The sequence below is a fragment of the Natronoarchaeum rubrum genome (assembly GCF_024494695.1).
Window position 1 is genome coordinate 57229 of the sequence record NZ_JANHDP010000009.1, and the last position, 26230, is coordinate 83458.

The 26230-nt window shown below is 63.0% G+C and carries 22 protein-coding genes and 1 pseudogene; 7 read left to right on the forward strand and 16 right to left on the reverse strand.

The features are described from left to right. Positions 1–8: 8 nt before the first annotated feature. The 4 genes from NO931_RS19690 to NO931_RS19705 all read right to left on the reverse strand — a co-directional run bounded on the left by NO931_RS19690 (position 9) and on the right by NO931_RS19705 (position 3877). Positions 9–1013 carry a lipid II:glycine glycyltransferase FemX gene (locus NO931_RS19690; protein ID WP_256394076.1) on the reverse strand — a complete coding sequence of 335 codons (1005 nt, stop codon included), beginning with the start codon at positions 1011–1013 and terminating at the stop codon, positions 9–11. A 314-nt stretch (positions 1014–1327) separates the two neighbouring features. Further along, positions 1328–2560 (reverse strand): Cdc6/Cdc18 family protein, encoded by a 1233-nt coding sequence (locus NO931_RS19695; RefSeq protein WP_256394077.1) that lies wholly within the window; start codon positions 2558–2560, stop codon positions 1328–1330. Between the two features lie 515 nt (positions 2561–3075). Further along, positions 3076–3498: a type II toxin-antitoxin system VapC family toxin gene (locus NO931_RS19700; RefSeq protein ID WP_256394078.1), complete on the reverse strand. Its 423-nt coding sequence runs from the start codon at positions 3496–3498 to the stop codon at positions 3076–3078. Further along, positions 3491–3877, reverse strand: a complete 387-nt coding sequence (locus NO931_RS19705; protein WP_256394079.1) for an AbrB/MazE/SpoVT family DNA-binding domain-containing protein — start codon at positions 3875–3877, stop codon at positions 3491–3493. The genes NO931_RS19700 and NO931_RS19705 overlap by 8 nt, the downstream gene beginning before the upstream one ends. Positions 3878–4247: 370 nt before the next feature. Between NO931_RS19705 and NO931_RS19710 the strand changes: the two genes are divergently transcribed. Next, positions 4248–5525: an RNA-guided endonuclease InsQ/TnpB family protein gene (locus NO931_RS19710; protein ID WP_256394080.1), complete on the forward strand. Its 1278-nt coding sequence runs from the start codon at positions 4248–4250 to the stop codon at positions 5523–5525. Positions 5526–5536: 11 nt separating this feature from the next. Here the strand turns inward: NO931_RS19710 and NO931_RS19715 are convergent, their stop codons facing one another. The 5 genes from NO931_RS19715 to NO931_RS19735 all read right to left on the reverse strand — a co-directional run bounded on the left by NO931_RS19715 (position 5537) and on the right by NO931_RS19735 (position 10945). Beyond that, complete coding sequence (locus NO931_RS19715; RefSeq protein ID WP_256394081.1) at positions 5537–6463, reverse strand: polysaccharide deacetylase family protein; 927 nt, start codon at positions 6461–6463, stop codon at positions 5537–5539. Further along, a complete protein-coding gene (locus NO931_RS19720) occupies positions 6457–8013 on the reverse strand; it encodes a nucleotide sugar dehydrogenase (RefSeq protein ID WP_256394082.1) in 1557 nt (518 codons plus the stop codon). The genes NO931_RS19715 and NO931_RS19720 overlap by 7 nt, the downstream gene beginning before the upstream one ends. Beyond that, positions 8014–8589, reverse strand: coding sequence for an acyltransferase (locus tag NO931_RS19725; protein WP_256394083.1), 576 nt, complete (start codon positions 8587–8589; stop codon positions 8014–8016). Between the two features lie 292 nt (positions 8590–8881). Next, entirely contained in the window at positions 8882–9091 is a 210-nt protein-coding gene (locus tag NO931_RS19730; RefSeq protein WP_256394084.1) for a hypothetical protein, read from the reverse strand. A gap of 78 nt (positions 9092–9169) precedes the next feature. Beyond that, positions 9170–10945 (reverse strand): hypothetical protein, encoded by a 1776-nt coding sequence (locus NO931_RS19735; protein WP_256394085.1) that lies wholly within the window; start codon positions 10943–10945, stop codon positions 9170–9172. 470 nt (positions 10946–11415) lie between these two features. On the opposite strand from NO931_RS19735, the gene NO931_RS19740 reads away from it, so the two are divergent. Together NO931_RS19740 and NO931_RS19745 are read left to right on the forward strand one after the other, a co-directional pair. Then, complete coding sequence (locus tag NO931_RS19740; protein WP_256394086.1) at positions 11416–13020, forward strand: alkaline phosphatase family protein; 1605 nt, start codon at positions 11416–11418, stop codon at positions 13018–13020. Continuing rightward, the gene (locus NO931_RS19745; RefSeq protein WP_256394087.1) at positions 13017–14021 is read left to right on the forward strand and encodes a GNAT family N-acetyltransferase; all 1005 of its coding nucleotides are present in this window, start codon (positions 13017–13019) and stop codon (positions 14019–14021) included. Before NO931_RS19740 ends, NO931_RS19745 begins: the two co-directional genes overlap by 4 nt. A gap of 175 nt (positions 14022–14196) precedes the next feature. Here the strand turns inward: NO931_RS19745 and NO931_RS19750 are convergent, their stop codons facing one another. From NO931_RS19750 to NO931_RS19765, 4 genes are all read right to left on the reverse strand, one after another. Continuing rightward, on the reverse strand, positions 14197–15414 hold the full coding sequence (locus NO931_RS19750) for an orc1/cdc6 family replication initiation protein (RefSeq protein WP_256394088.1): 1218 nt from the start codon (positions 15412–15414) through the stop codon (positions 14197–14199). Positions 15415–15957: 543 nt separating this feature from the next. Next, a complete protein-coding gene (locus tag NO931_RS19755; RefSeq protein ID WP_256394032.1) occupies positions 15958–16224 on the reverse strand; it encodes a hypothetical protein in 267 nt (88 codons plus the stop codon). Positions 16225–16231: 7 nt separating this feature from the next. Further along, positions 16232–18184: a glutamine--fructose-6-phosphate aminotransferase gene (locus tag NO931_RS19760; protein WP_256394033.1), complete on the reverse strand. Its 1953-nt coding sequence runs from the start codon at positions 18182–18184 to the stop codon at positions 16232–16234. 684 nt (positions 18185–18868) lie between these two features. After that, on the reverse strand, positions 18869–19306 hold the full coding sequence (locus NO931_RS19765) for a DUF7344 domain-containing protein (protein ID WP_256394034.1): 438 nt from the start codon (positions 19304–19306) through the stop codon (positions 18869–18871). A 454-nt stretch (positions 19307–19760) separates the two neighbouring features. Here NO931_RS19765 and NO931_RS19770 point away from each other — a divergent pair, with 454 nt between their 5' ends. Both NO931_RS19770 and NO931_RS19775 read left to right on the forward strand, forming a co-directional pair. Next, the gene (locus NO931_RS19770; RefSeq protein ID WP_256394035.1) at positions 19761–20147 is read left to right on the forward strand and encodes a DUF7344 domain-containing protein; all 387 of its coding nucleotides are present in this window, start codon (positions 19761–19763) and stop codon (positions 20145–20147) included. Between the two features lie 134 nt (positions 20148–20281). Beyond that, on the forward strand, positions 20282–20581 hold the full coding sequence (locus NO931_RS19775) for a HalOD1 output domain-containing protein (protein WP_256394036.1): 300 nt from the start codon (positions 20282–20284) through the stop codon (positions 20579–20581). Between the two features lie 253 nt (positions 20582–20834). On the opposite strand, the gene NO931_RS19780 is transcribed toward NO931_RS19775, so the two are convergent. Next, positions 20835–21797, reverse strand: coding sequence for a transcription initiation factor IIB (locus NO931_RS19780; RefSeq protein WP_256394037.1), 963 nt, complete (start codon positions 21795–21797; stop codon positions 20835–20837). Between the two features lie 704 nt (positions 21798–22501). Between NO931_RS19780 and NO931_RS19785 the strand changes: the two genes are divergently transcribed. Both NO931_RS19785 and NO931_RS19790 read left to right on the forward strand, forming a co-directional pair. Continuing rightward, complete coding sequence (locus NO931_RS19785) at positions 22502–23332, forward strand: ParA family protein (RefSeq protein WP_256394038.1); 831 nt, start codon at positions 22502–22504, stop codon at positions 23330–23332. Further along, a complete protein-coding gene (locus NO931_RS19790; protein ID WP_256394039.1) occupies positions 23325–24116 on the forward strand; it encodes a DUF7970 domain-containing protein in 792 nt (263 codons plus the stop codon). Before NO931_RS19785 ends, NO931_RS19790 begins: the two co-directional genes overlap by 8 nt. An 89-nt stretch (positions 24117–24205) precedes the next feature. Here NO931_RS19790 and NO931_RS19795 read toward each other — a convergent pair. After that, positions 24206–25399: pseudogene (locus NO931_RS19795) on the reverse strand (orc1/cdc6 family replication initiation protein). 540 nt (positions 25400–25939) lie between these two features. Beyond that, the coding region (locus NO931_RS19800; protein ID WP_256394089.1) for a tyrosine-type recombinase/integrase at positions 25940–26230 on the reverse strand (291 nt) is incomplete at its 5' end.

Below are 26230 nucleotides of genomic sequence, written 5' to 3' on the forward strand. Positions count from 1 at the left end.
GTCGGTTGTCATCGTGATACCATCCGATAGGCGCGCTTGGCGACGTCCATCCCCGTCCCCTGCGACTCGACGACGTAGTACGGTACCAGATCTGCGCCGAACTTGCTCTTGTACCGGCAGAGTCGCTCAGTGTTGGCGCCCATCAGGTCGTACTTGGTCACCGAGTCCATCGGCGGATCGTCGATCACGTCGCGGATCACCCGCCAGTGCAGCAGGCTGTTGACGCTGACGTTCTCGTGGGTCGCCCGGGTCCCACCCTGCCAGAAGTACCCCGCCTCGTCGGAGTACAGCACCGTGATCCCGCTGAGGAACTCGCCGTCGGCCGTGCGCGCGACGTACACCCGGCAGCGCTCGTCGAGCGCGTCGACGAGATCGCGGACGTACTCCCAGGACAGCGGGAACGTCTTGTCCTGCTCCTGGTAGCGGATCTTCGTGTCCTCGTACACCGCCCGGGCGCCGTCGAGGCCCTCCCTGCTGATCTCGACGTCGATGTCCTCGCCGTCGCGGATCTCCCGGCGGAGGCTCTTGCTGAACGACGTCAGCACGTCGTCGGGCGATTCGTCGGCCAGATCGAGCACGTACGTGAACCGCGTCCCGACGTCGAGATCCGCCCACGAGAAGGGACGCGGGTCGTCGTAGCCCGTCCCGCAGATCGTTCGGAACAGGGTCAGCGAGTCCTCGACGCCGACGTCGTCCAGTACGGCCTCAACGAACGAGTTGTTCACCTTCTCACGCTTGCGCTGCTTCGGGCTGGTCGGCATCACCAGCGGCCCCATCCGTGGGACGCCAAAGCCCGGCAGCGGCGACAGCACGGCGGACCCGATCGACCGATCTTGGACGAGCAGGGGGAACAAACCGATCGGCTGCTGGCCCTTGAAACCGCCGTACAGTCGAAGCTCGCCCGTCGCGTGCTCGTCGAGCACCGACAGCGCCTCCGGCGTCTGAAACAGTTCGACTCCCGAGCTCGGGAGCGCATCGCTCCATTCCGATATCTCTAGGCGCTCGACTCTCATTCGCTGGTTCTGTCTGTGCTCCAGCGAGACCGGCCTTTGTTATCGCCTTCTTACCGGATGTGCGAGCGTTGTCCCCGGCTCCGTGGTGTGAACACCTCACAAAGTACCGTTGGCGGGACGAGAGGCTGGTGTCGGAGCGATGGTCGAAAATAGAAGACGTTTGAGGAAATATATAGGGAAATAAAATGAGATGCGGGGACGAGAGACTGCGGCCGGGCGACCAGGGGGAGGGGGGTTTCCGCAATTTCCGCAATTCCGGGTGCCGCTCGCTCACGGCCGGGACGCCGACGGAGTACGGCCGAACGCTACCCAGATCACAGGAGCCCGTTCCGCTTCGCGGAGCGCTCGATGTCGTCGACGACATCGTCGAATCGTGCGTTGTCGCTCAGGACGTCGAGGACGACGTTCAGATCGATGTTGAGCTCGAACATCCACCGTTCTCCGCCGCGCTTCCCACCGGTCTTCTTCGAGCCCTCCAGAAAGCTGTAGAGATCCAGCGCCTGCAAGTGGTCGCGAACGCTGCGCATCGTCGTCACGTCGACGTCGATCGTCGTCGTGATCGACTTGTACTCCGAGTAGATCTCCTTCGTCGGCGCGGGGGTGTGGCCGTTCGCTTCGAGGGCGGCGACCGACAGGAGCGACGAGTGTTCCTGGACGGTGAGGTTCTTGAGCCCCTCCAGAAGCGCGTTGCGCTCGATCTCCTCGCGAGCGTCGCGAACGTGAGTTTCAGTGACGACATCGTCGCCCGCGGTCTGGGCTTCCGTGCCGGCCTTGTAGAGGAGGCGGATCGCCTGCCGAGCTGACCCGTTGTCCTGAGCGGCGTACGCGGCACACAGCGGGATCACCTCGTCTTCGAGGACACCGTCGTGGAACGCCACTTCCGCGCGGCGGGAGAGAATCGCGCGCAGCTGGCCGGCGTTGTAGGGTGCGAATCGAATCTCCTCCTCGCAGAGCGTGTCCTTGACGCGCTGGGAGAGATTCGAGTGGAAGTCGAAGTCGTTGGAGATGCCGAGCACCGAGAGCCGGACGTTCTCTACGTCGCCGTTGGCTCGCGCGCGGGAGAGCTTGTAGAGGATCGTGTCGTCGTCGCCGATCACGTCGATCTCGTCGAGGACGACGACGATCGTCCCGCCGATCTCCTCCATCCGCTCGAAGATCCAGTCGAAGAGGTTCGAGAGGCCGTGACCGCGCGGTCGTTCGTTCCACTCCGGCGAAATTTCCTTGAGGAGCGCACCGGCGACTTGATACGACGACGTCAGGTCAGCACAGTTGACGAAGAAGGTGTGCAGTTCGGCGTCGACGTCGTCGCTGGACCCCAGATACGTCTGGAGCTCGTTCAGCTTGATCTGGGTCGCGACCGTCTTCCCCTGACCGGCCGGTCCGTAGATGAACGCGTTGTGCGGCGTGTACCCACGGGACGCGGGTTCGAGGACGTAGTGGATCTCCGCGAGTTCCTCCTCTCGCTCGGGGAGTTCCTCGGGCGTCCAGTCGTCTTTTAGCGCATCGTCGTGCGCCAACACGTCCCCCGACTCGCCGAACTGTGGCATATCTTCACTGTGAGGGGAGGTACTTATAAAACCCCCCGTTCCGCAATTTCCGCAATTTCTGCAATTCGGGTTCCTTTATAAAACACGGGGGGAGGGGGGTTTCCGCAATTAGCGCGAAAACGGTGGGGGAGGGGTAGAGAGCACGAGCGGCGATTGAAGACGTTTCTTCATTCGTTGGGCGTCGAGTTCGCCTACGGCTTTGTTATTATATTATAGCTGTTTTGGTAGTAGTAGTAGTAGCCGGTTCTAGTAATATCTCAAACAGAGGCACGGCAGTAGTATTCTGTTTTTACTTAGATAGTCAAACAGTCTCAGCAGCTTCTCTTTATGTGCTTTGCGGACACGACGGCTGTTCGGGGGGTCACCATAACTCGGGAATTGCGGAAACCCCCCTCCCCCCGCCCCTAGTGTTACGTGGTAACACGACTGCGGATCTCGACTGAGTGGCGGAAATTCCGGAACACCCCCTCCGTCCAGCGACTGTCTGCAGGAGTCGGACCGTCCGTACGACGCTGCTATGCTGGTTCGTCTCGAAACCGCTCGATCGAGGCGTCGTTGCCGTCGACCTCGTCGAAGTCGTCGTCCGCACCGGCTAGCAGCGCCCCGCCGACCGCCTCCGCCGTGGCCAGGGCGTAGGCGTCGCCGAGCGCCATCCCGTAGGCATCCTTGAGCACCGCGGCCGTCTCCCAGCAGTCGGTCGGATCGTACACCTCGACGCCGATCGCTTCGAGTCGGTCGAGGCTCGCCCGGACGTCGGCGGCGTCGAAGCCGATCCGCGAACCGACGTAGAGGATCTCCGTCTTCGTGACGGGGCTGACGTACCCGTCGACCTCACCGGACGCCACGCGGTCGATCCACTCCTCGACGGCGTCGCTACCGGGCTCGTCGTCGAGGTAAGCGAGGACGGGCTCGGCGTCGAACACGATCGCGTCAGTCATCGCTCGGATCGTCCTCGTCGGCAGCCTGATCGTCCTCGTCAGCAGCCCGATCGTCCTCGTCAGCAGCCCGATCGTCTTCGCCGTCAGCCCCGCTGTCGGTCAATCGCTCGACTAACTCCTCGTTCCCTCGTTCGTCTCGCTCTCGTTCCTCCTGAAGCAGCTCGGTCGCGGAGCGGTCCTCGCCGCCCGTCCGTTCGAGTCCTCGGAACTCCCGCATCGTACCCACCGGTCGGACGACAATCTCGCCGTCCTCGCTCTCGACGAATTTCACGCGTCCGGGCGCCGTGATGCCGTGTTTCTCCCGGAGCGACTTCGGGATCGTGGCCTGACCCTTCTCGGTAACGGTGACGATCCGTTCGCCGTCTTTGGTATTACTCATCTCGAGTAATACTATAGATTCGGTATTACTTAGTTCCACCGTCGAGATGAGTGTCGCTGCGGCGTCGCGCCGAACAGGTCGAGTATGCTGATCGAGTAGGAGGACATCCATCGAGGACGAGAACGCAGACCGAGTGCAAGAACGCCGATCGAGGACGAGAACGTTGGTCGAAGACGAGAACGCCGATACGGAGAGGGTCGTTTCTCAGCATAATACAAGGTGGAGCCTCCGACCTCAAGGAGCGAGCGGAGCGAGCGAGTAGGTCGGAGAGGAAACCGACCCGGCACTACACCAGCCTCGTTCGATTGTCGGCCGACTCCTCACAGAATCGTTACTGATTTAAAAACAAGAGAATACATCTGAAGTACGGATGGAGGTCCGCCGCACCGTCCCTGTCCAGCTCAATGTGGCCGACAGCGACGCCGACCTCCTCCATGAAACTATCTCCGAGTTCCTGTGGGCTGCCAACTACGTCGTCGACCACGCCTGGCAAGACGAGTACAAGACGACGAGCAAAGCCGACCTCCAACGCGAAACCTACGACGACGTGCGGGCCGAGACGCGGCTGCAAGCAAATCTCGTTCAGAACGCTCGCAACAAAGCCGCCGACGCTGTGCAAAGCGTCGTCGCCCGGTGGAAACAGGGCAAGTACGCGGGGAAACCGCACCTCACTGCCCCGACACTCGTCTACGACAAGCGGTGTGCGACGTTCAACGACGACCACGCCACGCTCTCAACTGTTGAGGGACGTATCACCGCTGAATACGTCCTTCCCGACGAGAGTCGTGAGACGCCCCACTCGGAGTACCTGTTCAACGACGACTACGACGTAACGGGCGCAGAACTCCACTACCGCGACGGCGAGTTCTACCTTCACGTCCGCACAAAGGCGGATGTGGAGTTCGAGACTGCCGACGACGGCAACGACGAGCACAGCACAGTCCTCGGCGTTGACCTCGGCATCGAAAACGTCGCCGTCACGTCAACAGGCACGTTCTGGAACGGCGCAGAGCTGAATCACTGGCACCGCGAGTTCGAGAAGCGACGCGGGTCACTCCACCAGCGCGGGACGCGAGCCGCTCACGAAACCATCCAGTCGGTCGGACGCACCGAGACGGGCCGCTACGACCACTTCTTACATACCGTCTCGAAAGAACTCGTCACGGAAGCCCTCGAATACGACTGTGACGTGATCGCGTTCGAGAATCTGACCGGCATTCGTGAGCGGATGCCTCGTGCCAAGAAGTTCCATGCATGGGCGTTTCGACGCCTGTTCGAGTACGTTGAGTACAAAGCCGAGATGGTCGGCGTCTCGGTTGAACAGGTGAGTCCTGCCTACACCTCCCAACGATGTTCGAAGTGTGGGACGACACTCCGAGAGAACCGCAAGACCCAAGAGCGGTTCTGCTGCCAGAAGTGTGGTTACGAAGTGAACGCTGACTACAACGCGGCAAAGAATATCGGTCTGAAGTATCTCCGCTCGACGCAAACGTCGTCGGGCGGAGGCGCACCCGTAAACGTGCGCTTGAATCGCGGGACGTTGAATGTGAACGGCGAGTACGAGCCTGCCGCCGACGGCGGCCAGAACAGGAGTCCACGCGAAAGCCCCACCCTCAACGAAGCGAACGGCAACGCCGTGAGCGAGTAGGGTGGGGTAGTTTACACCGAGGATGCCGACGCGCGCTCGCCGGATTCGTTCCCCGTGGCCGTACTGCCGTCTCCGTCGGGCTGCTCCAGTCGGGCGTACAGGTCGGCCGGCGGGCCGACCCACGCGCCCTCGTCCAGCGCGTACTCGACGATGCGACGGTACAGTTCCCCGTAGCCGGGGAAATCGCGCTGGCTGAAGTACCGCGGGTGCCAGAGAATCGTCGCGACCGCCTCGCGCTCGCGAGCCTCGTCGAGCACCCCCCGGCACTCCCGCCAGGCGCGTTCGAAATGTTCGGTCGGGTCCGGGAGCGCGACCTCCATGATCGTCAGCGGGAACACCACGAACTCGTCGCCGAACGGACGGTAGGGTTCGTCGCCGTACTGGAATCCGTACGTGCTCGACGAACCGAGGCTGGCGTCGTACTTCAGCCCAGCGTCGGCGTGGTGACGCCAGGTGTCCGGCGCGTCGAGGTTGAGGTAGTGCTGGCGCCCGCCGACGATCTCGCGGCCCAGGATCGACTCGATCCGGCTTTTTTCGGCGCTCAGGCGCTCGGGATCGTCGTAGGACTCGTAGGAGCCGTGGAGCCCGACCTCCCACCCGCCCTCGTCGAGGTCGTGGATCAGGTCGACGATGGCGGGGTCCGAGAGTTCGTACCGCCCGACGTAGCGTTTCCAGTTACCCGGGTCGACCCAGTCACGGAGCGGGCGATCCCGAAACAGGTTCTGCTCGTCGAGGAAATAAAAGGCCGATCGGACGCCCAGCGAGTCCTCCAGAGCCATCAGCTCCTCGAACTGCCAGTAGGGGTTCCGACCCGGCAGCGCCGACAGCAGGTGCGAGGGGTCGCGATCCGCGACGGCGTAATACCCCGACTGGTAGGTTTTGTACGGCCGATCGACGTCGTGGGTGAGACACAGCGCGAACGAGTGGTCGTCTAGCATCCGTTGTCAGAGGGATCGCCTACAGCATCACCGGCGTCGACGCCGCCGTCGCCGATTCGCTCAGGATCAGTGGGGTCCGCAGCACCCGACCGATCGCCATGTCGACTGCCAGCGTCGACCTCGGATTGCTGCCCGACGCCGATCGTGTACTGTCGATGCGGCGTCTCCGAGAGATCGAGCGTCTGCTGTCCGTCGACGACGACCAGCGAGCGGGCGAACGCCGACCAGTCGATATCCTCGAAGTCCTCGTGTGCGGTGACCAGCACGGCGGCGTCGGCGTCCTGCTCGTGGATCGCGTCGAGGGAGATCTGCCGGCCGGCGAACTCCTCGGTGTCGTCCAGCATCGGATCGACCGTCAGCACCTCCGCGTCCAGGTCTTCGAGTCGCTCGGTGATCGGGATCGCCGGACTCGCTCGGGTTTCCTCGACGCCGGCCCGGTACGTGAGTCCGAGGACGAGCACGGTCGCGTCGGCCACGTTCTTCCCGGCGCCCGCCAACTCCTCGGCGAGCTTTCGCACCGTGAACGCGGGCATCTCGTCGTTGACCTCGCGGGCCGTCGAGAGCAGCCGGTTCCAGCTATCCAGTCCGTTGATCAGGAAGTAGGGGTAGTAGGGAATGCAGTGTCCTCCGACGCCCGGCCCGGGGTCGTGGATGTCGCAGTACGGCTGGGTGTTGGCGACCTCGATCGCCTCGGTGACGTCGATTCCCAACTCGTCGGCCATTCTGGCGAGTTCGTTCGCGAGCGCGATGTTGACGTCCCGATAGACCCCCTCGAACACCTTGACTGCCTCCGCGGTCGTCGCGTCCGAGACCGGGATCGTCCCCTCGTCGTTGATCTCGTCGTACACCAACCGGGCGGCGCGGATGCTCTCGGCGTCGACGCCGCCGACGACTTTCGGGTACGCGCCGCGGATGTCCTCGACTGCGCGCCCGCTCGCGGTCCGCTCTGGACAGAAGGCGACGCCGAACTCGCCCTCCTCGAGCCCGCTCTGCTCGCGCAGTCGCGGAGCGACGACGTCCGAGCAGGTTCGGGGCGGCACCGTCGACTCGACGACGACCAGATCGCCCGGTGCCAAGCCGGTCGCGACGTCGTCGATCACCTCGCGGAGGATCGAGAGGTCGGGCGCGTCGTCCTCGCTGAGTAGGGTCGGAACGATGACGACGTGGACCGTCGCCTCGGCGGCGGCCTCGGCCGGATCGCTGACAGCGCGCAGGGCGCCGGACCCGACGGTTTCGGCGACGAGATCGGCCAGCTGGGGCTCGCGCTTGACGTGGCAGTCGCCGGCGTTGATCGTCGCGACGACGTCCTCGTCGACGTCCGCGCCGATCACGTTGCCGCAGGTCTCGGCGTAGACGGCCGCCAGCGGCAGGCCCATTTTGCCCAGGCCGTAGACGGCGACGGGAATCTCCCCCGAGCGGAAGGCGCGGCGCCGTTCCTCAGTCGCCGTGTCACCCGGCTCGTTGGCCGCTGGGTCGGCGTGATCGTCACTCGGTTCGTCGTTCTGTGCGTCGGCGTCGTACAGTGTTGCTTCGGTAGTCGTTCGACTCATTCAGATCATGTTCTGGCCGTCGAGCGGTTCGGGAAGCGGTTCGTGGGTTGCCGGGGCGCCGACGGCGAGCGTCTCCGGCGGGACATCCTCGGTCACGACGGCACCGGCGGCGACGAACGAGCCCTCGCCGACCGTGACGCCGGGTAGCAACACCGCGTTGGCGCCGATCGAAGTGTGATCTTCCAGGGTCGGCCCGACGAGGTCGACGTCCCGGCGGATCGGGTAGGGGTCGTTCGTGCAGACCGCGTGGGGTCCGAGGAACACTTGGTCGCCGATATCGGTGTACGGCGGGACGTACACGCCGGTCTGGAGGCTGACCTCGTCGCCGATCGTCGTCGTGCCGTCGACGACGGCGTTGGTCCCGACGACGACGTCGTCGCCGATGACGGTCTCCTCGCGGACCAGCGCGTTGTGGCCGGTCTGGAACCGGTCGCCGATCTTCACGTCCGAGTAGATGATCGTCCCCGAGCGGATCGTCGCGTCGACGCCGATCTCCGGCACGCCGTCGTCGCCGGGTGTGCCGACCGTGGCGCCGCCCTGCACCTCGACGTCCGGACCGAGCTCGGTGCTCGTCATCGTTTCCTCTCGTACTCTCCGCCGATGATCGTACTCTCTCCGATTGCTGCTGTGCTGTCGCGCTCTCGATGCGTGTAGACCATTCAGTTCCCAACGCCAGCAGACGGGCGTTGTCCGGCAATTACGTCGTGTTCTCTTTGTTATAGCTCGCTTGCGACAGGTAAGGCGGTTGTACGATCGGTGCCGTCGGGCGACCGTTGCGGCGACCGTCTGGTGACCGCTACGTCGAACGAGAACTAGTCGACAGTACGCAGGAACAGAGAAAACGCGGAACTCGCCGCTCCGAAAACCGCTACCGGCAGTCCCGAACGTCGCAGACCGCGCCTTCGTCCGCGACGATGAAGGCGTCCGCGCGGAGCGCCTCCTCGTCGGTCGGGAGGAAGAGCAGCTGGTTCTCTCCCCGATTCTCCGCGGAGATCACGTCCAACTCCAGAGGTTCGTAGCCGAGGTCGGCCTTGGGATCCGGGTCCATCGGGAGTGCCTCCCACTCCTCGGGGGACACGTCAGATCACCACCTCTGGACGTGGGCGTCCCGCCGGGCCATTGCGGGGCAAACTCCGTCGATCGAGTCCCGCGCCGTTCATTCTTGGGTCTCGAATTCGACGGTCGCGTCGCCACAGACTTGCATGCTGGTGACGGTTCCGGAGTAGCGGTAGCCGTCGACACCGTCGCGGACGATGCCGAGCACCTTCCCGTTGGAGACGTTCGATGCGAGCGTGTCCCAGGCCGACGCGTCGGCCGGCGTCGAGGTCAGTTCCTCGCTCTGGCGGACCTCGCCGGAGACCTCGAACGAGTACGTGCTCGAGGAGTCCGAAACCGTCCCGTCGATCACGAGCGCGTTCGAGAGCCCGTCGCCGTCCTCCTCGGCCGGCGCCGTCTGGGCGACTAGCCCGTCTTCGGCGACCTCCTCGCCGTCGAGTTCGATCCACATCCAGTCCTTGTTGTCGACCGTGACGTCGGTGATCGGCCCGTACACCTCGTAGGCGTCGCCGTAGCCGTTACCGGTGTACCCGGTGACGGTGTGGGGTTCGTCCTGGGCGTCGGCGTCGACGGTGAAGTTGCTCGTCGCGCGCACCTCGTTGCCGCTCGGACTGGAGTACGGCGAGACGCGTACGGGGACGACCGGACCGTCGGCGACGAACTCGTAGCTCGCCTCGCCGGCATCCGCGGACGAGATGAACGTTACGAGGTGTGGGTCCATGTCCGGCAGGTCGTCGCTGCCGTCGCTGCTACCGGACGGTCCGCCGTCGCGACCCGCGTAGTCGAGAATCGGGATGCGGGGCTTGTCCGTGGCCTGTTGGGCGCCGCTGCCGGTGACCGTTCCCGACGCGGAGATGCCGATGTCGAAGCTGCCGTCGCCCGTGAGGTGGACGTTCTCGGCGCTCCAGCCGCTCCCGTGGTTCCCGATCGCCATGCTCGAGGAGTTCGTGTAGATTCGGGTGTTCCGGATGACGCCGCTGCCGCCCGAAAACTGGCTGGACATGTCGACCGGGTAGTAGCTGTCCATGTCGTGGTAGATGTCGCAGTTCTCGACGACGATGTTCTCGCCGGGCTGGCGGATCCGGAGGTTGCGCTGGTTCCAGACGCCGTCGTTGGGCGGCGAGGCGCCGTCGTGGACCATCGTCACCTCGCGGGCGACGCTGTCGTCCGACCCCAGTCGGACGTTCGAGATGTTGTTGTTCTTGTAGAGGCCGCCTTCGACGATCACGCGGCCGTTCTCGGCGTCGTCGTAGCCGGCGCCGGGGCCGCTGGCGTAGAGGCCGTTGTCCGAGAACCCCTCGACGTAGCAGTCGATGAACTCGATCGTGCCGGCGTGGTCGGCGCCGACGTAGAGGCCGACCGCGTCGCCGCCGTCGACGACGCCGTCGGGGAGCCACACCTTGTCGAGTACCATCGTCGCGTCCTCGCTGCGGGCCTCGGCGCGGAGCTTGGCCTCTTCGCCGCCGGTCGCGCCGCGGATCGTGATGTTCTCCAGGCGCACCTCGCCGCTCTGGGCGCGCACGGCGTTGTACCGGTACTCTCCCTCGGGGTGGTGGAACTGGACTGCGCCCGGCTCGCCGTCGCCGATCAGCGCGGCGTTCGAGTAATCGCCGCTCAGGCCGCCGCCGTTCCAGTCGTAGTCCCCCGGCGGAATGTGAACCTCGTTGCCGTCCTGGAAGTGGTCTTCCAGGTACCCGTCGATCGCGTCGCCGTCCTCGAGTCCCTCATCGCCGAGATCGACCGTGGCGGCGGCCGCTGTACCGCCGAGTAGGCTCGTCGTACCGGCTGCCAGGCCCGCTACCCCGGCAAACTTGAGGTACGATCGTCTGTTCACGGCGGGGCTACCGAGTTCGTCCGCATCGTTTGGGTCTGCCATACTCCGGTAGGACCACCCTAAACAAATAGTAATTTTGACCGGATTATATCCCGTAAGCAACAGTATCGAACGGGATACTATCGAATACACATTTTTTAGCTTCTCTTACTTACCACCCGATGCGACGGACAATCCGATAAGGAGACTCCCACACGAACGACCGGCCGGAGCTCGGGGTCGGTCTCGCCGTTCGGCGGGCAACGAGCTGCCGATACCGGCCGCGAGCGACTCGTGGACCCTCGGTAACACCACCTTACCGGCGCTGACGGTCGGGAGACGCGATCACGCGCCGCGACATCGGAACGAATCCGGCGCTTGCTGCGATAGCCACTCGAGGACGCCGGAGAAAGCTCCGATTACCGGTAAGCCGGCCGTTACGTCGTGCGAACGGTCAGGTCGTTCCGCGGAAAAATCGCCCGAAGTCGTGAAGGTGATCTATAACAAAGGCTACCCGAAGCTACCCCCCGGACATGCGAACACTGCTTATCGGCATCGACGCCGCCTGCTCGCGGGTGTTAGACCCGCTGTTCGACGCAGGCGTGACACCGACGCTGCAGGGACTCTTCGAGGACGGCGTCTCGGGCACGCTGGACTCCCAGATCCCGCCCTGGACGCCCAGCGCGTGGCCGTCGCTGTACACCGGCGTCAATCCGGGCAAACACGGCGCCTACAGCTTCCTCTCGTTCGACGGCTACGACTGGGACGTCATCAACCGCAGCAACGTCGCCGAGTACGCCCTTTGGGAACTTCTCGATCAGCAGGGGTTTTCGAGCGTCGTGGTGAACGTCCCGGTAACCTATCCGCCGAGCGATGTCGACGGCGCGATCGTTCCCGGCTACACCGCTCCCGAAGATCCCGACTGTCACCCTGACGGAATCCTCTCAGACGTGCGCGAGGAGCTGGGCGACTACCGCGTCTACGGCGAGCGGTCGGTCGACGACCCGATCGACGAACAGCTCGCGGAGTACCTGGAGCTGACGCGGATGCGCGGTCGGGCGTTCCGGTATCTCGCCGACCGGTTCGACCCGGACTTCGGCTTCGTCCAGTTTCAACAGACCGACACGGTGTTTCACGAACACCCCGACGACTGTGACGTCGTCGAGGGGATATACGAAGCCGTCGACGAGGAGGTCGCAGCCATCCTCGACGCCCACGATCCCGACAACGTCCTGGTGGTCAGCGATCACGGGATCGGCGAGTACGAGGGCTACGAGTTCCGCGTCAACGAGTTCCTCGACGAGCGGGGATTCGTCGAACGAACAGCCGGCGACGGCGGCATGCCGTCGTGGTCCTCGATCGCGCGGAAGGAACTTCAGGACGGCCGAGACGACGGCGATCCTAACCCGACGGCGCTGGAACGCTCGCTGTCGGTGGCGGCGACGTTCGGCCTCACCAGCCAGCGACTCCAGGCGGTCGTCGACCGACTGGGGCTCACCGACTTCGTCCTCGATCGCGTCTCGGCCGACGCGGTGCGGGCCGCCTCCGAGCAGGTCGACTTCGCACGCTCGACGGCGTACATGCGCTCGCGGATCGAACTCGGCGTCCGGATCAACCTGCAGGGCCGCGAGCCCAACGGGGTCGTCCCGCCCGATGAGTACGACGCCGTCCGCGACCGACTGATCTCCGCGCTGCGCTCGGTCGAGACGCCCGACGGAAACCCGGTGTTCGACGCGGTCGTTCCCCGTGAGCGGCTGTTCGACGGCGATCACGTCGAGGACGCCCCCGACGTCGTGACGGTCCCCGCGGACTTCGACAACTACCTTTCGGCGTCGCTGCGCGGCGAGCAGTTCGCCGCGCCGAGCGAGGCCTGGAACCACAAGATCGACGGGACGTTCGCCGCGGCCGGCGATGCGGTCGGTGACGCCAGCCCGTCGGGAGCCCACCTGTTCGACGTCGCCCCGACCGTGCTCGCGACGATGGGCGTCCCCGCGAGCGACCGGATGGACGGAGCGACCATGCCGTTCGTCGAACCGAGCGGCACGACCGCGTATCCCGCCTACGACAGTGACCTCGACATCGCCACCGACGACGCCGCCGTCGAACAGCAACTCACCAACCTTGGCTACCTAGAATGAGCATCGAGATCGACGTGTTCGGCCGCGAGGATCGCGACCGGTGGAACCAACTCGTCGAGCGCTCGCCCCACGCGACTCCGTTCCACCGCTACGAGGCGCTAGAAGTGCTCGCCGACCACTCCAAGGCCGACGTCCACCCGCTGGTCGGCTACAAAGGCCAGGAGCCGGTCGGACTGTTCCCCGTCTTCGGCATGTACAAAGGACCGGTCGCCGCGGCGTTCTCGCCGCCACCGGATCTGAAAATAAGCTATCTCGGCCCGGTTTTGGTCAACTTCGAGAAGCTCAAGCGCCGGAAAGCAGAGCGCCGCCACTCCCGATTCGTCGAGCAGTGTCTCGACCTGCTGGACTCGGAACTCAACCCCAAGTTCACGCTCGTCCGGACGTCGCCGTGGTACGACGACCCGCGGCCGTTCTCGTGGAACGACTTCGACGTCGAACTGGCCCACACCTACGTCGTCGACCTCTCGCCGGGTCGGGACGAACTGCTCTCGAAGTTCAGCAGCGACGCCCGGCGCAACGCCACCAACGAGCCCGATGCCGACGTCGAGATCCGCGAGGGCGGCGCCGCCGCGGTCCGCCGGATCATCGAACAGGTCAAAGAGCGCCACGACGAGCAGGGAGAGTCGTACCTGCTCTCTCCGGAGACTGTGAGCGCGCTCCACCGCGAGCTGCCCGACGACGCCCTCCGGCCGTACGTCTGCACCGTCGACGGCCAGTTCGCCGGCGGCGTCGTCGTGCTCGACGACGGCGACGCGGTCTACCGCTGGCAGGGCGGCGCCAAAACGGATTCGAACGTCTCGATCAACGATCGCCTCGACTGGCGGATCATGACCGACGCCATCGATCGCGGCCGCAGCGAGTACGATCTCGTCGGCGCCAACAACCAGCGTCTCTGTGGCTACAAGGCCAAGTTCGCGCCCGATCTCCGGACCTACTACAGCATCCAGGACGGCACCCGGAGCATGAATCTGGTGTCGGGGCTGTACAAGCAGTTCCGGTGAGGGGACCCCCTGACAGAGTGTAACCCCGAAATATTCTGCGTTGTAGCGTTTCACGAGCTATTTCTCAGATAGAGGCACACCCCTCGTAACGATTGAAAGCTTATCGTTTCGGGACCCCCCATTCCAGAGTGTAAATGCCGCAATATCCTGTTCAGTGAATCCTCTAAGTCGATTCTCACTCAGGCAAGAATGGTTCGATAGATGGGTGGATGCCAATTGATTGGATCGTTGTCGCAAGTGCGCTCACGACGGACTCTAGAGCCTGACTTAGCGCGACAGTCTTGTACTGGCCACCACTGCTGCCCTCGTTGAGTTTGTCGATGGTAACCAGCCCAAGCATCTCCAATTCATCCAAGTGATCGTGCATCCATCGCGTCGTCAGTACCTCTCGGCCGGCATTATCGGCGAGTTGCTCGTACCGGTGGTATAACGATCGAGATCGGATTGGGGTGGAATCTGTCGCTTCAAAGGTCGTCAACGCGTACAGAAGAATCTGCTCTTGCTCGTTTAACCCGAGAATCCCGCGCTTGACTTCTTCCCGTTCGAGGAGTTTCCTCCCTCTACGAACGTGCTCAGCAGTGACGATGTCGTTATCATCTTCCTGCGCGATGTCACCGGCCTTCAACAACAAATCGAGGGCTTTCCGAGCATCGCCGGACTCCTGCGCGCCGAACGCAGCACATAGCGGAATTACGTCGTCCTCAAGAACGTCGTCTTGAAACGCGATCGACTTCCGTTGCTGGAGAACTTCGCGGAGTTCAATCGCATCGTAGGCCTTGAAATTGATCGACCGTTCACAGATGGACGATCTGACTTTCGGAGAGAGCTGCTCTCGATAGGAGAGGTCATTGCTGATCCCGACGAGACTGATGCGTGCGGACTGCAACTGCCTGTTCTCGCGGGCGCGGGACAGTTGATACAGGATCGAGTCATCTTGGAGATGGTCAATCTCGTCCAGAACAAGAATGATGATACTACCTAGCTCATCAAACGTATTCCACATCATGTCGTAGACCTTACTTCGTGGATGACCGGTCTCGCTTATTCGCTCGGTCGACTCACGAAAGCTGTTGATTAGCTCGACAGCGACGCGATAGCTAGTGTCGATGCCGTCACAGTTGATTATCTTCGTATGGATATTCACACCGTGCTCGTCGCCGGCCCGCTCGAGCCGGTCCAGTAGAAATCTCGTCGCTGCGGTCTTTCCGACCCCGGTTTTGCCGTACAGAAAGATGTTGTCCGGTTTAGACTGATCGATCGCTGGCTGGAGAGCCGCGTGGTACTCCTCAAGTTCGTCGTCACGTCCGACAAGCTCGTCCGGTGTGTAATCGTCTAGAAGTGCATTTCGATTGTTGAAGGGAAAATCCCGTGGTGAAAAATCGAACTTGCTCATGGTTCTCATTTGCCTAGCAATCCCACTTAATTCTGCCGACCACCCGTTCGAGTGATTCGGATGAACGGCGGATATATAAATGACTGCGTGGACAGCCTCCCCCCGTCGTTCGAGTGTAGTTCGAGAATAAGGAGCCCCCTCGTTCAGAGAGCCTCTTCTACAGCAGAACTTTTATAATTAATCGTGAGAAAACAGAGCCGTACTAGGCTCAGATATAGTATCTATTGATCGCTTGCTGCAAGAGGGGAGCTAGTGAAATGGATTCACTCGAACGACGGGGGGAGGGGGGTATATAAACAGATCCGACACTCGAACGGGTGGTGGATTCTACCGACGTTTGTTTACTTCGTCTCAGTGCGTATCTTCGGCTGATCACACGCTCAGTTGTCTCGACTGCTGCCGATATAATAACGACGCAGTAACCCCCGTCGTTCGAGTGAATTGAATGACACGACTTTTCTGCTTAATTCAATCGAAATTTCAACCTCCCGGCCATCCGTGCCAACTACCGTTGCGAAGTCGACTTCTGGAAAGCCTCCCGAGCTACTCCCGCACTTTCTCGTTTTGCTGTGCGGCTTCGCCCGCGTTCGCCTTCGCGTTTCGCTGACGCACCCGCGCCAGCGCCTCGAAGTAGTGGTCGATCTCACGGTCTCGTTCCGCGAGGATCGTCTCCAGTTCGCGTCGCGAGAGATCGACCGGGAACGTCATCGCGAGCTTGATATCTCCGCCGTCGAGGCCGATCATCACCTGTCGGTCGCCGCCGTCGCGGTGCCAGCTGACGTGCACCTGCTCTGGGTCCATCGTTGACATCGGTGACTCACTCCACGGTGACGCTCTTGGCGAGATTGCGCGGTTTGTCGATCGGGCGATCCAGATAGTCGGCGACGTGGTACGCGACCAACTGGAGTTGGACGTTCGCGAGCACGGCGGCGACGTCGGGGTGGGCCTCGGGAATCGTCAGCGCGGCGTCGGCGGTGTCGATCACCTCGCGGTTTTCTTCGCTGACGACCGCGATCACGGGCGCGCCGCGGGCCTGGACTTCCCGGACGTTGCTCAGAGTCTTCTCGGTGTGCCGGCCGGTGAACACCGCGAACACGGGCGTGTTCGGCGTCACCAGCGCGAGCGGACCGTGTTTGAGCTGTCCGGCGGCGAAGCCCTCGGCGTGCTCGTAGGTGATCTCCTTGAACTTCAGGGCACCCTCCATCGCGACCGGGTGGGCGACGCCGCGGCCGATGAAGAAGTACGAATCCATCGCCCGGTAGCGGTTGACGACCTCCATCGCACGCGTCTCGTCGAGTACGCGCTGGACCGTCTCGGGGAGGGTCGACAGCTCCGAGAGCAGCTGGCGGCTGTCGTCGCTCTCGGAGTCGGCAATGTCGCGGGCCAGCCGTTCGGCCAGCAGCCCCAGCGAGGCGACCTGCGAGGAGAACGTCTTCGTCGCGGCGACGCCGATCTCGGGCCCGGCGCGGATGAACATCGCGTCGTCACACTCGCGGGCGGCCGTCGAGCCGACGACGTTGGTCATCGCGAGCGTTCGGGCGCCCCCTTCGGCGGCCCGACGAAGCGACTCCAGCGTGTCGGCGGTCTCGCCGCTCTGGGTGACGCCGATCACGAGCGTGTCCTCGTCGACCGGCGCCGGCGACATGGCGTACTCGCCGGCGCGGAACGTCTGGGCGGCGACGCCGCGGCGGGCGAGCAGTTGCTGACCGTACAGCGCCGCGTGGTAGCTCGTCCCGCAGGCGACGAACTGGATCGCCGAGACGTCCGCGAACGATCCCGGCGGGAACTCTTCGAGGCTGACGCCGTCTGCGCCGGAGGCGGGGACATCGTCGCTCGAATCCCTATCGCCGTCGTCGGCGTCCGATGCGGATGCGTCGGCGTCCAACGCAACGGCGTCGATCCCGGACGCCTCGCTCCCGTCGGTGACGATCGGCTCGCCCTCGTCGCTGGCGTCGATCCGCCCTTCGATCGTCTGGGCGAGCGCGGTTGGTTGCTCGCTAATCTCCTTGCGCATGAAGTGGTCGTACCGGCCCTTCTCGGCGTCCTCGGCGACCCAGTCGACCGTCCGAACATCGCGGTCCAGCGGGTCTCCCTGACCGTCGACGATTTCGTAGCCGTCGTCGGTGACGGTCACGATGTCGCCGTCCTCGAGGTAGACGACGCGGTCGGTGAACTCCAGGAACGCCGGCACGTCGCTGGCGAGGTAGTGGCAGTCGTCGCCGATCCCGAGCACGAGCGGGGATCCCTGTCTGGTGGCGTAGACGGCGTCGGCGTCGTCGGTCATCGCCGCGATGGCGTAGCTGCCTTGGAGCTGCTCGGCCATCCGGCGGAAGGCGACGTCGAGGTCGAGTCCGCGGTCGACGTGCTCCTCAAGCAGGTGCGGGATCACTTCGGTGTCGGTGTCGCTCTCGAACTGGTGACCGCGCTCGCGGAGGTCGGCCTTGAGCGCCTCGTGGTTCTCGATGATGCCGTTGTGGACGATCGCGATCGACCCGGTACAGTCGGTGTGCGGGTGGGCGTTGGCGTCCGTCGGCGGTCCGTGGGTGCTCCAGCGCGTGTGGCCGATCCCCATCGAGCCCTCGGGCGGCGACTGCTCGACGCGGTCCTTCAGGCGGTCGATCTTCCCCTCCCGCTTGTGGACCGCGAGACCGTGGCCGTTCTTGATCGCGACCCCGGCGGAGTCGTACCCCCGGTACTCCAGATTTTCGAGGCCGGTCAGCAGCTCGTCGACGGCGTCGCCACGTCCGATCCGGGCGGTGATGCCGCACATCGTCATCCACCCCCCGTGTCGGCGCCTCGGCGGTCATCAGCGCCAGTCCGAAGGTTGTTCGAGCGACGGTGCGATGAGTTCGCGTCGTGGCGGAAGTAGTTTGAGCGACGGTACGAACGGTCGTGTGGTGAGTGCGTTGCGGACATAGGTTTCTCGCGCGGTACGCCCCGGCGGTTCCGGGAACTGGATACTGCCCCTGTCCGGTGCGCCACTCTTTGTTATTGATCGGGTGCCAGTACGACAGAAGGTCCCTAGCACGGATAGGTTAGTTGTACGACCTATGAACGGCCTGTGACGACTGCGGCGATTGCGACCGTCGTACCGCACCGCGTGATGTCGCGGATCGTCATCGCTTCGGGCAGTTCGTCAAGTCGTCTCACTCAGTACGCCGCTGTCAGCAGGCACCGTCTTCTGCGCCGACACGCATTCGAAAGTGACGGCTTCGCCGCTGACCGCTCGGCTGCGCAGTCGATTTGCAGTCAGTCGAATGCATCAGTCGAGAACGGCACACGCGATGCTGAGCGGCCCTCAGTCCTCGCGCGACTGGAGCACGGCACAGCCCGTCAGCGCCACGAGCATCGCCAGGACGATGGCCGTCTGGACCCAATCAGCCGGGAACTGTACGGCCTGGCCGATCAGGAAGAGCCCACCGCCAATCAGTGTGATGCTCAGGTAGTAGCGCGGCTAGACCGTCTCCTCGTCGGACTGGCTGTCGAGGTACTCGTCCAGCTGGTCGGCGCTCTCGCCGAGCTTGATCGTTCCCCGGTTGCGATCGAACTCGACGATGTCGGCGTCGTCCATCTTCGGCAGATGGCACTGGTAGAGTCCGACGTACACTCGCTTTCGCTCTCCTGACGTCAGCGCGGCCACCGACTTGTCGTTCTCGAGCGCCGCCACGTGCTCGGCCAGCTCTCCCAGATCGACGGTTTCGTTCTCCTCGCGCCTGACGTACCGGAGCACCAGACGCCGTCGCTTGTTTTTCAGTATCTCGAAGACGATATCGAGCGGGAGCGGCTCCGGTTCGGCGGACTGTTCCGACTCCACCGACTCCCCTTCGTTTTCGACTTCGCCCTCGTCGTCCGTGCGTTCCGTCTCCGGAACGTCCATGTCACTGCTGGTCATACGGCCCGTTCTCGCGGGTCGACGGTTTGGTATTGTGCTCGCACGATTCGTACATCCCCATCATGTTGTTCTGTAGGCACGTCGCCGCTTCTCCTCCCCGTATCCGGTCCGCGGGTCCCTCGGCGTCGCCCGTTCTGTACGATTGAGTAATCAACCCCCCGCATTTTAAAGTTAATTAAACCAAGGTGATGCTTCCGAATCAAATTGGGTGGTACATCTTAACCGATCCAACTACACCGCTACTCGAAACGGCCGGCAGGTAAGTCACCGCTACGGGTTTGCCGCCCGAAAGGATCCGCCGAGTCGTCGAAAGTGCCGTCCCGGGCGCCTCCGGACGACTCCGATACATCGGCATCGAATGACTGCGTTTTGCCAGCGGTAGGTGGCTTTTACTCGTCACTCCAGTCAGCAAGGTGACGCATACTTACGTGGGTGAACGAAGCAACTCGCAGCAATGTCGGAGGAATACGGATCTAGGGGGAAGCAGGGAGACGCCGAACGTACTGCCGGACCAGTCACGTTCGACGAGTTGTTCACAGTGCTCTCGACGGCGCGACGCCGATACGCGCTGTACTGCATGGTCGAGACGCCGGCAGCGACGCTCTCGACGACTGAACTGGTCGACGAACTGGCTGCGCTCGAGAATCAGGTATCTGACGAGGCTCCGTCCCGCGACGAGATCGAGATGACGCTTCGCCACACCCACCTGCCGAAGCTCTCGGCAGCCGACGTGGTCGACTACGATCCCGAGCGATCGGTCGTGACCTATCGGGGCGGGCGACGCATCGATCGATGGCTCGATCGAACGATGGACGCCGAGATCGATCGACCGGGGTCCTGACCCGATCGTCGCTTCGGAATCGGCGACTCGTTCGTGGCTTTTGCCATAATATTTTTATCTCGTGCGGTGGATTACCATACGACAGGGGAGCGTCTTTCGTTCCATACTGGCGCGAGCCCCAAGGTCGGTCCCCCATGAGAGACACAGATTATCACAACGGGCGCGACGATCACCGATCCGACGCGCACCGCTTCGAGTGGTCCGACGACCCCGCCCTTAGCATCGCCGTCATCGAAGCGGTCGCGGCGGTCTCGGGCCGCGATCCCCTCGAGATAGAACCCCTGAACAGGTACGTCGATCCGGACGCGCTCGACGACATCTTCGAGCGCGACCAGGCGCCGTCGACGGCGCGCGGTCGGATCTCGTTCCCGCTGGAAGAGTATCTCGTGGTGGTTCACAGCGACGGCGAGATCCTCGTATATCCGCCGGAGTAGACGCCGCACCGGATCAAAGCGATCCTCCGAATTCGCGCTGTTCGCGTTCTCCAGTCGTACGGTCGGCAGCAGCCGTCAAAGCTGTCGGCATCAGTCGTCAAGGCTGTCTGAGTCGGCCCGTCGCGTCGCCGAGGCTCTGGGTCGGTCAGTAGAAAGTGGCATCGCATCGCCCGGGTACGACGGCAACGTCGTCCGCGGTAGAACAGCGGCGTCGTCGACGGTGACCTCTCGTTCGGTGGCGGCGTCGCCCCGCTTACTGTTTGTCCATCGCCTGGACCTGTTCCTGATAGCGGTTGCGGATCGTGACGACGGTCACCTGCGCGACGTCGGCGACCTCGCGCTGGGTGAGTTCCTGATCGCAGCGCTGTGCGGCCAGGTAGATCGCGGCGGCCGCACAGCCCGTCGGCGACTTGCCCGAGTGGAGGCCGCTGTCGACGGTCACGTCGACGATTTCCTTGGCGAGTTGGCGCACCTCCGAGTCGATGTCCAGTTGCGAGCAAAAGCGCGGCAGGTACTGCTTGGGATCGACCGGCTCCATCACGAGGTTCAGCTGCTGGGAGATGTGCCGGTAGGTGCGGCCAATTTCCTTGCGTTCGACACGGGAAACTTCCGCAACTTCGTCGAGGCTGCGGGGGATCTCCTCCTGGCGGCAGGCGGCGTACAGCGCCGCGGTCGCGACGCCCTCGATCGACCGGCCGCGGATCAGGTCGGCGTCCAGCGCCTTCTGGTAGATGACGCTGGCGACCTCTCGGACCGAGTGGGGGACGCCCAGCGCGCTGGACATCCGGGAAATTTCCGAGAGCGCCTGCTTGAGGTTGCGCTCGCCCGCGTCGCCGGTCCGGATACGCTGTTGCCACTTTCGCAGCCGTCGCATCCGACTGCGCTGCTCGGGTCGGATCGTCCGCCCGTGGGCGTCCTTATCACGCCAGTCGATCTTGGTCGTTAGCCCCTGATCGTGCATCAGCTCCGTCGTCGGCGCCCCCACGCGCGAGCGCTCCTGGCGCTCGGAGTGGTTGAACGCGCGCCACTCCGGGCCGTAGTCGATCGTCTCGTCCTCGACGACCAGCCCGCACTCGTCGCAGATGAGTTCGTGCCGGTCGGAGTTGTGAACCAGCGTCCCCGAGTTACACTCGGAGCACGTCGACCCTTCGCGGGACTCTCCCTCTTCCTCGTCCGTCTGTTGCTTCGGCCGATTGTATGTGTTTATTTTTGACATGGTGTCGTCGGAATCGTTCCTCCCCCTGAGGATACATTTATATCGGATGCCACCGCCGAGGGGTACTTAATCATCAGTGCTGTTCGTTCCCCAAACGGCGTCTGTCACCCTTAGTTATAAACTCGCTACAGCGGGTCGCGGCGGTCGACGCGAAGCTTACCGCTGCGGGCGATTATGCGGCGTCTACGCTAAGTGTTCGCTACCGTCCTTCCCACCCCTACGCACGCGCGAGCGTGGGTGTCAATCCGACGCGCGTTGATCCCGCGAGAAACGTCCCGGTTCCGGCACTGTCCCCTCGCCGAGGACACGTCGGCCTACCACTAGCGGAAGTCGCGGGATCAGCGACTGATTGATTTGCCCTCGACACTGCTCCGGTGGTTCGGCTATCGGATCGACGCCGACGTTCGGCGTCAGCCTGACGATCGTCAAGGAGTCGGATTTCGGCGTCGAGCAACTGGTCGTGACGCCCCGACTGGTCGATGAGAGACTGTGGTTCGGAACGGAATCAGATCCGCGAGGTCTGGGGGTCGCCGCCGAACGCCACACGCATTCTCCACAATGTTTGCACATTGTTAGACTTGTAGCTGCGACGAGACGCTCACCCGTGCGATAGTTATATACCAGTTGGTTGCACACCGGTACGTATCGGCCGACGCACAGTGCGCACATCTCAGACACTTCACACATTTCAAACATTGTAAACGATGGACCGAACGAACGCAGTCAGCGTGGCGCTGCAGAAAGGCGGCGTCGGAAAGACGACGATCGCGATCAACCTCGCCGAACGACTCGCCGCTCGCGGCGACGACGTGCTGCTGGTCGACCTCGACCAGCAGGGGAACGCGACCGAGGGCGTCGGATTGGCCGACGCCTACGAGGCCGACGTTCACCTCGGGAACGTGCTCGACGACGACGATCCGACGACGCCGGGCGACGTGATCCGTCCGGCCGCCGGCGAGACCGACTTCGAAGTGCTACCGGGGCACAAGGATCTCGACACCGTCGCGGACACGATCCGCAACACCCGCTTCGCGGAACTGTGGGTCCGCCGCCGGATCGTCGAACCGCTCGTCGAGGACGGCTACGACCGCGTCGTGATCGACTCGCCGCCGAACCTCGGACCGCTGTCGGACGCCTCGCTGATCGCCACTCAGAACGTGATCGTCCCCCTGCAGATGGCCGAACCCAGCGTCTCGGGGTTCGAGCGCATGTACACCCAACAGATCGTCCCGATCGACCGCGAGGTCGGGATCGACATTGCCGCGATCGTCCCGAACAAGCTCTCGGGCGACAACGAAGAAAAGCGCATCATCGGCGATCTCGAGGACTCCGAGTTCGGCGAGTACCTCCCCGAGTTCGCGCGGTCGGATCGGTTCGGGACGTCGCCGGGGCCGGGTATCCGCGAGCGCATCTCGTTCCGGCGCGCCTGGCGGGAGGGTGTCCCGCTGGCCACTTACGACCCCGACAGCGACATGCTCGATCGGCTCGACGAGCTCGCGGCGATCGTTCAGGATGGGGGTGTCACCGATGCCTGACGAGAACCGCTTCGCCGGGCTGAGCGACGCCGTCGACGAGGACGAGGAGAGTACCGACCAGCCGGAGAGCGGCGAGACTGCGAGTGAGGTGGGCCCAGACGGTGACGCCAGTACAAACGGCGACGGGGACGTGAACAGTGCAGAAAGTTCAGACATTGTGGACAGTTCGGACATTGTAAACCTTCCAGAAAGCTCGGACGGTGCAGACACTGTAGAATGCTCAGATGGTGAGAGTGACGGAAGCAGCCCGGATAGCACGGACGATATCGGGGAGCAAGCCGCTACGCCGGCAGACGACGAGAGTCAAGATATGAACAGTTCAGACACTGCGGACGGCGCGGGAGCATCGGGAACGACGGATATCGGGAGCGAGGAGGAAAGTGCGAACAGTGCGGACAGTTCAAACATTGTAGAAAGTGCAGACATTGCAGACAGTGTGGACATTGCGGACAGTAGAGACATTCCTGAGAGTGGAGACAGTTCGGACATTCCGAACAGTGTCGACGCCGAGGGGGAGACCGAACCGTCGGACGACGAGCCCGCCCCGTCGATCGCGGGCTCGGCGTTCGGCTTCGACGACACCGAACAGCACTCGGTGTACGTCCGCCCGGATGCCTGGCAACAGTTTGAGGACGCCGAGGCGCTCGTCGACGCTCGACTACGAGCCGAGCATGACGTCCGGGACCTGACCGGGCGGGAGTTCCACGACACCGTGCTGCGGGTAGCCAGCGATCACGAGGACGAGCTGGTTGAGGCGATTCTGGCGGCGCGGAAGGAGGACTAGGGACGGCGCTCTGTTCTTCGGTGGATTCAGAGACAGTGCGTTTCGTGTGCTTTTGCTGGCGGAGACACACCGCGTTTCCGATGGGTGTGTTACACCGTATCAATCAAGACATCGTGAACGGTTTCTGGATCTTCAAGCAATCGGTGAGACACGAACTTACCTTCGGAGCCGCCCATCTCTCGGGTCTGTTCGATGATGTCGAGAAACGCGTGTTCTTTCAGTAGGTCTCGAACACGGCGCTGCGAGAGCGAGTCAGAGGCGTGTTCAGAACAAACTTCCTCGTACATATCGTAGATTCTCGACGTTCGGAATTCGTCTTTCCGGTCGGAGTTGAGCGAAAGGAGCGTAAGCGCCTGTAGCGCGTACCGCGAATGAGGAGTCGCACCGCGGATCAACTCACGGAAGCGGTCTGTTTCCGCGTGGTCTCGCGCTTCGTTTACGAACCCTTCCTTGACTGATGTGACGCCCCGGCTTTGTGCAATCTCGCCGGCGTAGCGAAGCATATCGATCGCCTTCCGTGCATCGCCGTGTTCCTGAGCAGCGAGCGCTGCCGCTCGCGGGATCACGCCCGATTCGAGAACCTCCTCCCGGAAAGCATCAGCCCGAGCGTTCAGTATCTCTCGAAGCTGATTGGCGTCGTACGGTGGGAAGACGAACTCCCGCTCGCAAAGGCTCGACTTTACGCGCTCATCCATCCGAGATTTGTATTTGATCTTGTTACTGATTCCGATGACGCCAATCTTCGACTGTTCGATCTTCCCGGCCTCGCCAGCCCGCGAGAGTTACATCAGCACGGAGTCCGAATCGAGAATATCGATCTCGTCGAGGATGACGATCGCGACGTCGAGGCGATCGTCCAGAATTCGCCAGAGTCGGTTGTAGTACGACGACGTACTGATGCCCTTCTCCGGAACGGTGATACCGGTCTCGTCGCTGTCGTTGAACGACTTCGCGAGGGCGCGCACGGTCTGTGTCTCGGTCGGGTCCTGCGAGCAGTCGATGTATGCGTACTCGACGTCGATACCCCTCTCGTCTGCGAGTTCCACTGCCGTTCGCGAGACGTGTTTGGCACAGAGCGACTTCCCGGTCCCCGTCTTGCCGTATATCAGGACGTTGCTCGGTGACTGACCGAACAGCGCCGGGTTCGTCGCGTTCGCGAGGTCCTCAATCTCCTCGTCACGGCCGACGATCCGGTCGTTGCGTGGAAGGTGGTTGATCTCCAGCAGCTCCTTGTTCGAAAAGATCGGGTCCTCTTGCTGGAAGAAGTCCTCTGTGTCAGCCATCCGTTGACACCTCGTTTCCGATGGTCGGTGTATAATACCGACAGTACAATAGTTGAAACGCAGGTACGGAACCATCGGAAACGAGGTGCCGCTACTGTTCTCTTTCCCGATACGGTTCTTCAGTGGTAGTTACGAACGACAAAAATAACGGCCCCGCGTAGCGGTTCTCGTGGATCTGAGGCGATCAAGTCGCCTCTCTTATCTGATCCACGATTCACTTATTGGAATCTAATGCTATGAGCCATATTAAATCTATGTCAGACGCATATCATCGAGGTGCAGTTTTCCACCCGATTTAGACAGAATACGTGCTAGGTCAAGCTGATTCCCATCGGAAACGAGGTGTCTCTGTCTGATCTCTGACGACCGACGTGCTTCAGTCGCGTCTCCATCGGAAACCCGGTGTGTCTCTCCAAAATGACCCATCGGAAACACGGTGTTCGTCGCATCGTCTTACTATTGGCCCGCTGTTCGAAGAAGCCGTAGCTCTCCACCTATCGAGCATCTTTAACACCGTTTCTCTTTACCGGAGATCGACTGTCACTCCCCGTCCAGCACGTCCTCAATCCGCTCGCGTCGCTCCACCGCGTTCTGTTCCCGATAGGCATCGTGGGTCGTCTCGATCGACTCGTGGCGCAGCGTCTCCTGGGCCAGCTCGGCGTCGGCCGCGTACAGCCGATCGCCCAGCGCCCGGCGGCCGCCGTGTGGTTTGAGGTACTCGCCGTCGACGTCGATACCGGCCGACTCGCAGAGCCGTTGCATCAGATTCCGGGCGCCGTTCTTCGAGAGCGCCGGCGGCGCGATCTCGTGGTGGCGCAGCAGTTCTGTCGA

Coding starts and splice junctions, on each gene's coding strand:
- NO931_RS19755 (WP_256394032.1), bottom strand. CDS start 16,224: ATGTCAACGATGGACCCAGAGCAGGTGCACGTCAGCTGGCACCGCGAC.
- NO931_RS19785 (WP_256394038.1), top strand. CDS start 22,502: ATGGACCGAACGAACGCAGTCAGCGTGGCGCTGCAGAAAGGCGGCGTC.
- NO931_RS19700 (WP_256394078.1), bottom strand. CDS start 3,498: ATGACTGACGCGATCGTGTTCGACGCCGAGCCCGTCCTCGCTTACCTC.
- NO931_RS19780 (WP_256394037.1), bottom strand. CDS start 21,797: ATGTCAAAAATAAACACATACAATCGGCCGAAGCAACAGACGGACGAG.
- NO931_RS19745 (WP_256394087.1), top strand. CDS start 13,017: ATGAGCATCGAGATCGACGTGTTCGGCCGCGAGGATCGCGACCGGTGG.
- NO931_RS19760 (WP_256394033.1), bottom strand. CDS start 18,184: ATGTGCGGCATCACCGCCCGGATCGGACGTGGCGACGCCGTCGACGAG.
- NO931_RS19750 (WP_256394088.1), bottom strand. CDS start 15,414: ATGAGCAAGTTCGATTTTTCACCACGGGATTTTCCCTTCAACAATCGA.
- NO931_RS19790 (WP_256394039.1), top strand. CDS start 23,325: ATGCCTGACGAGAACCGCTTCGCCGGGCTGAGCGACGCCGTCGACGAG.
- NO931_RS19710 (WP_256394080.1), top strand. CDS start 4,248: ATGGAGGTCCGCCGCACCGTCCCTGTCCAGCTCAATGTGGCCGACAGC.
- NO931_RS19690 (WP_256394076.1), bottom strand. CDS start 1,013: ATGAGAGTCGAGCGCCTAGAGATATCGGAATGGAGCGATGCGCTCCCG.
- NO931_RS19765 (WP_256394034.1), bottom strand. CDS start 19,306: ATGACCAGCAGTGACATGGACGTTCCGGAGACGGAACGCACGGACGAC.
- NO931_RS19775 (WP_256394036.1), top strand. CDS start 20,282: ATGAGAGACACAGATTATCACAACGGGCGCGACGATCACCGATCCGAC.
- NO931_RS19705 (WP_256394079.1), bottom strand. CDS start 3,877: ATGAGTAATACCAAAGACGGCGAACGGATCGTCACCGTTACCGAGAAG.
- NO931_RS19725 (WP_256394083.1), bottom strand. CDS start 8,589: ATGACGAGCACCGAGCTCGGTCCGGACGTCGAGGTGCAGGGCGGCGCC.
- NO931_RS19735 (WP_256394085.1), bottom strand. CDS start 10,945: ATGGCAGACCCAAACGATGCGGACGAACTCGGTAGCCCCGCCGTGAAC.
- NO931_RS19720 (WP_256394082.1), bottom strand. CDS start 8,013: ATGAGTCGAACGACTACCGAAGCAACACTGTACGACGCCGACGCACAG.
- NO931_RS19740 (WP_256394086.1), top strand. CDS start 11,416: ATGCGAACACTGCTTATCGGCATCGACGCCGCCTGCTCGCGGGTGTTA.
- NO931_RS19770 (WP_256394035.1), top strand. CDS start 19,761: ATGTCGGAGGAATACGGATCTAGGGGGAAGCAGGGAGACGCCGAACGT.
- NO931_RS19715 (WP_256394081.1), bottom strand. CDS start 6,463: ATGCTAGACGACCACTCGTTCGCGCTGTGTCTCACCCACGACGTCGAT.
- NO931_RS19695 (WP_256394077.1), bottom strand. CDS start 2,560: ATGCCACAGTTCGGCGAGTCGGGGGACGTGTTGGCGCACGACGATGCG.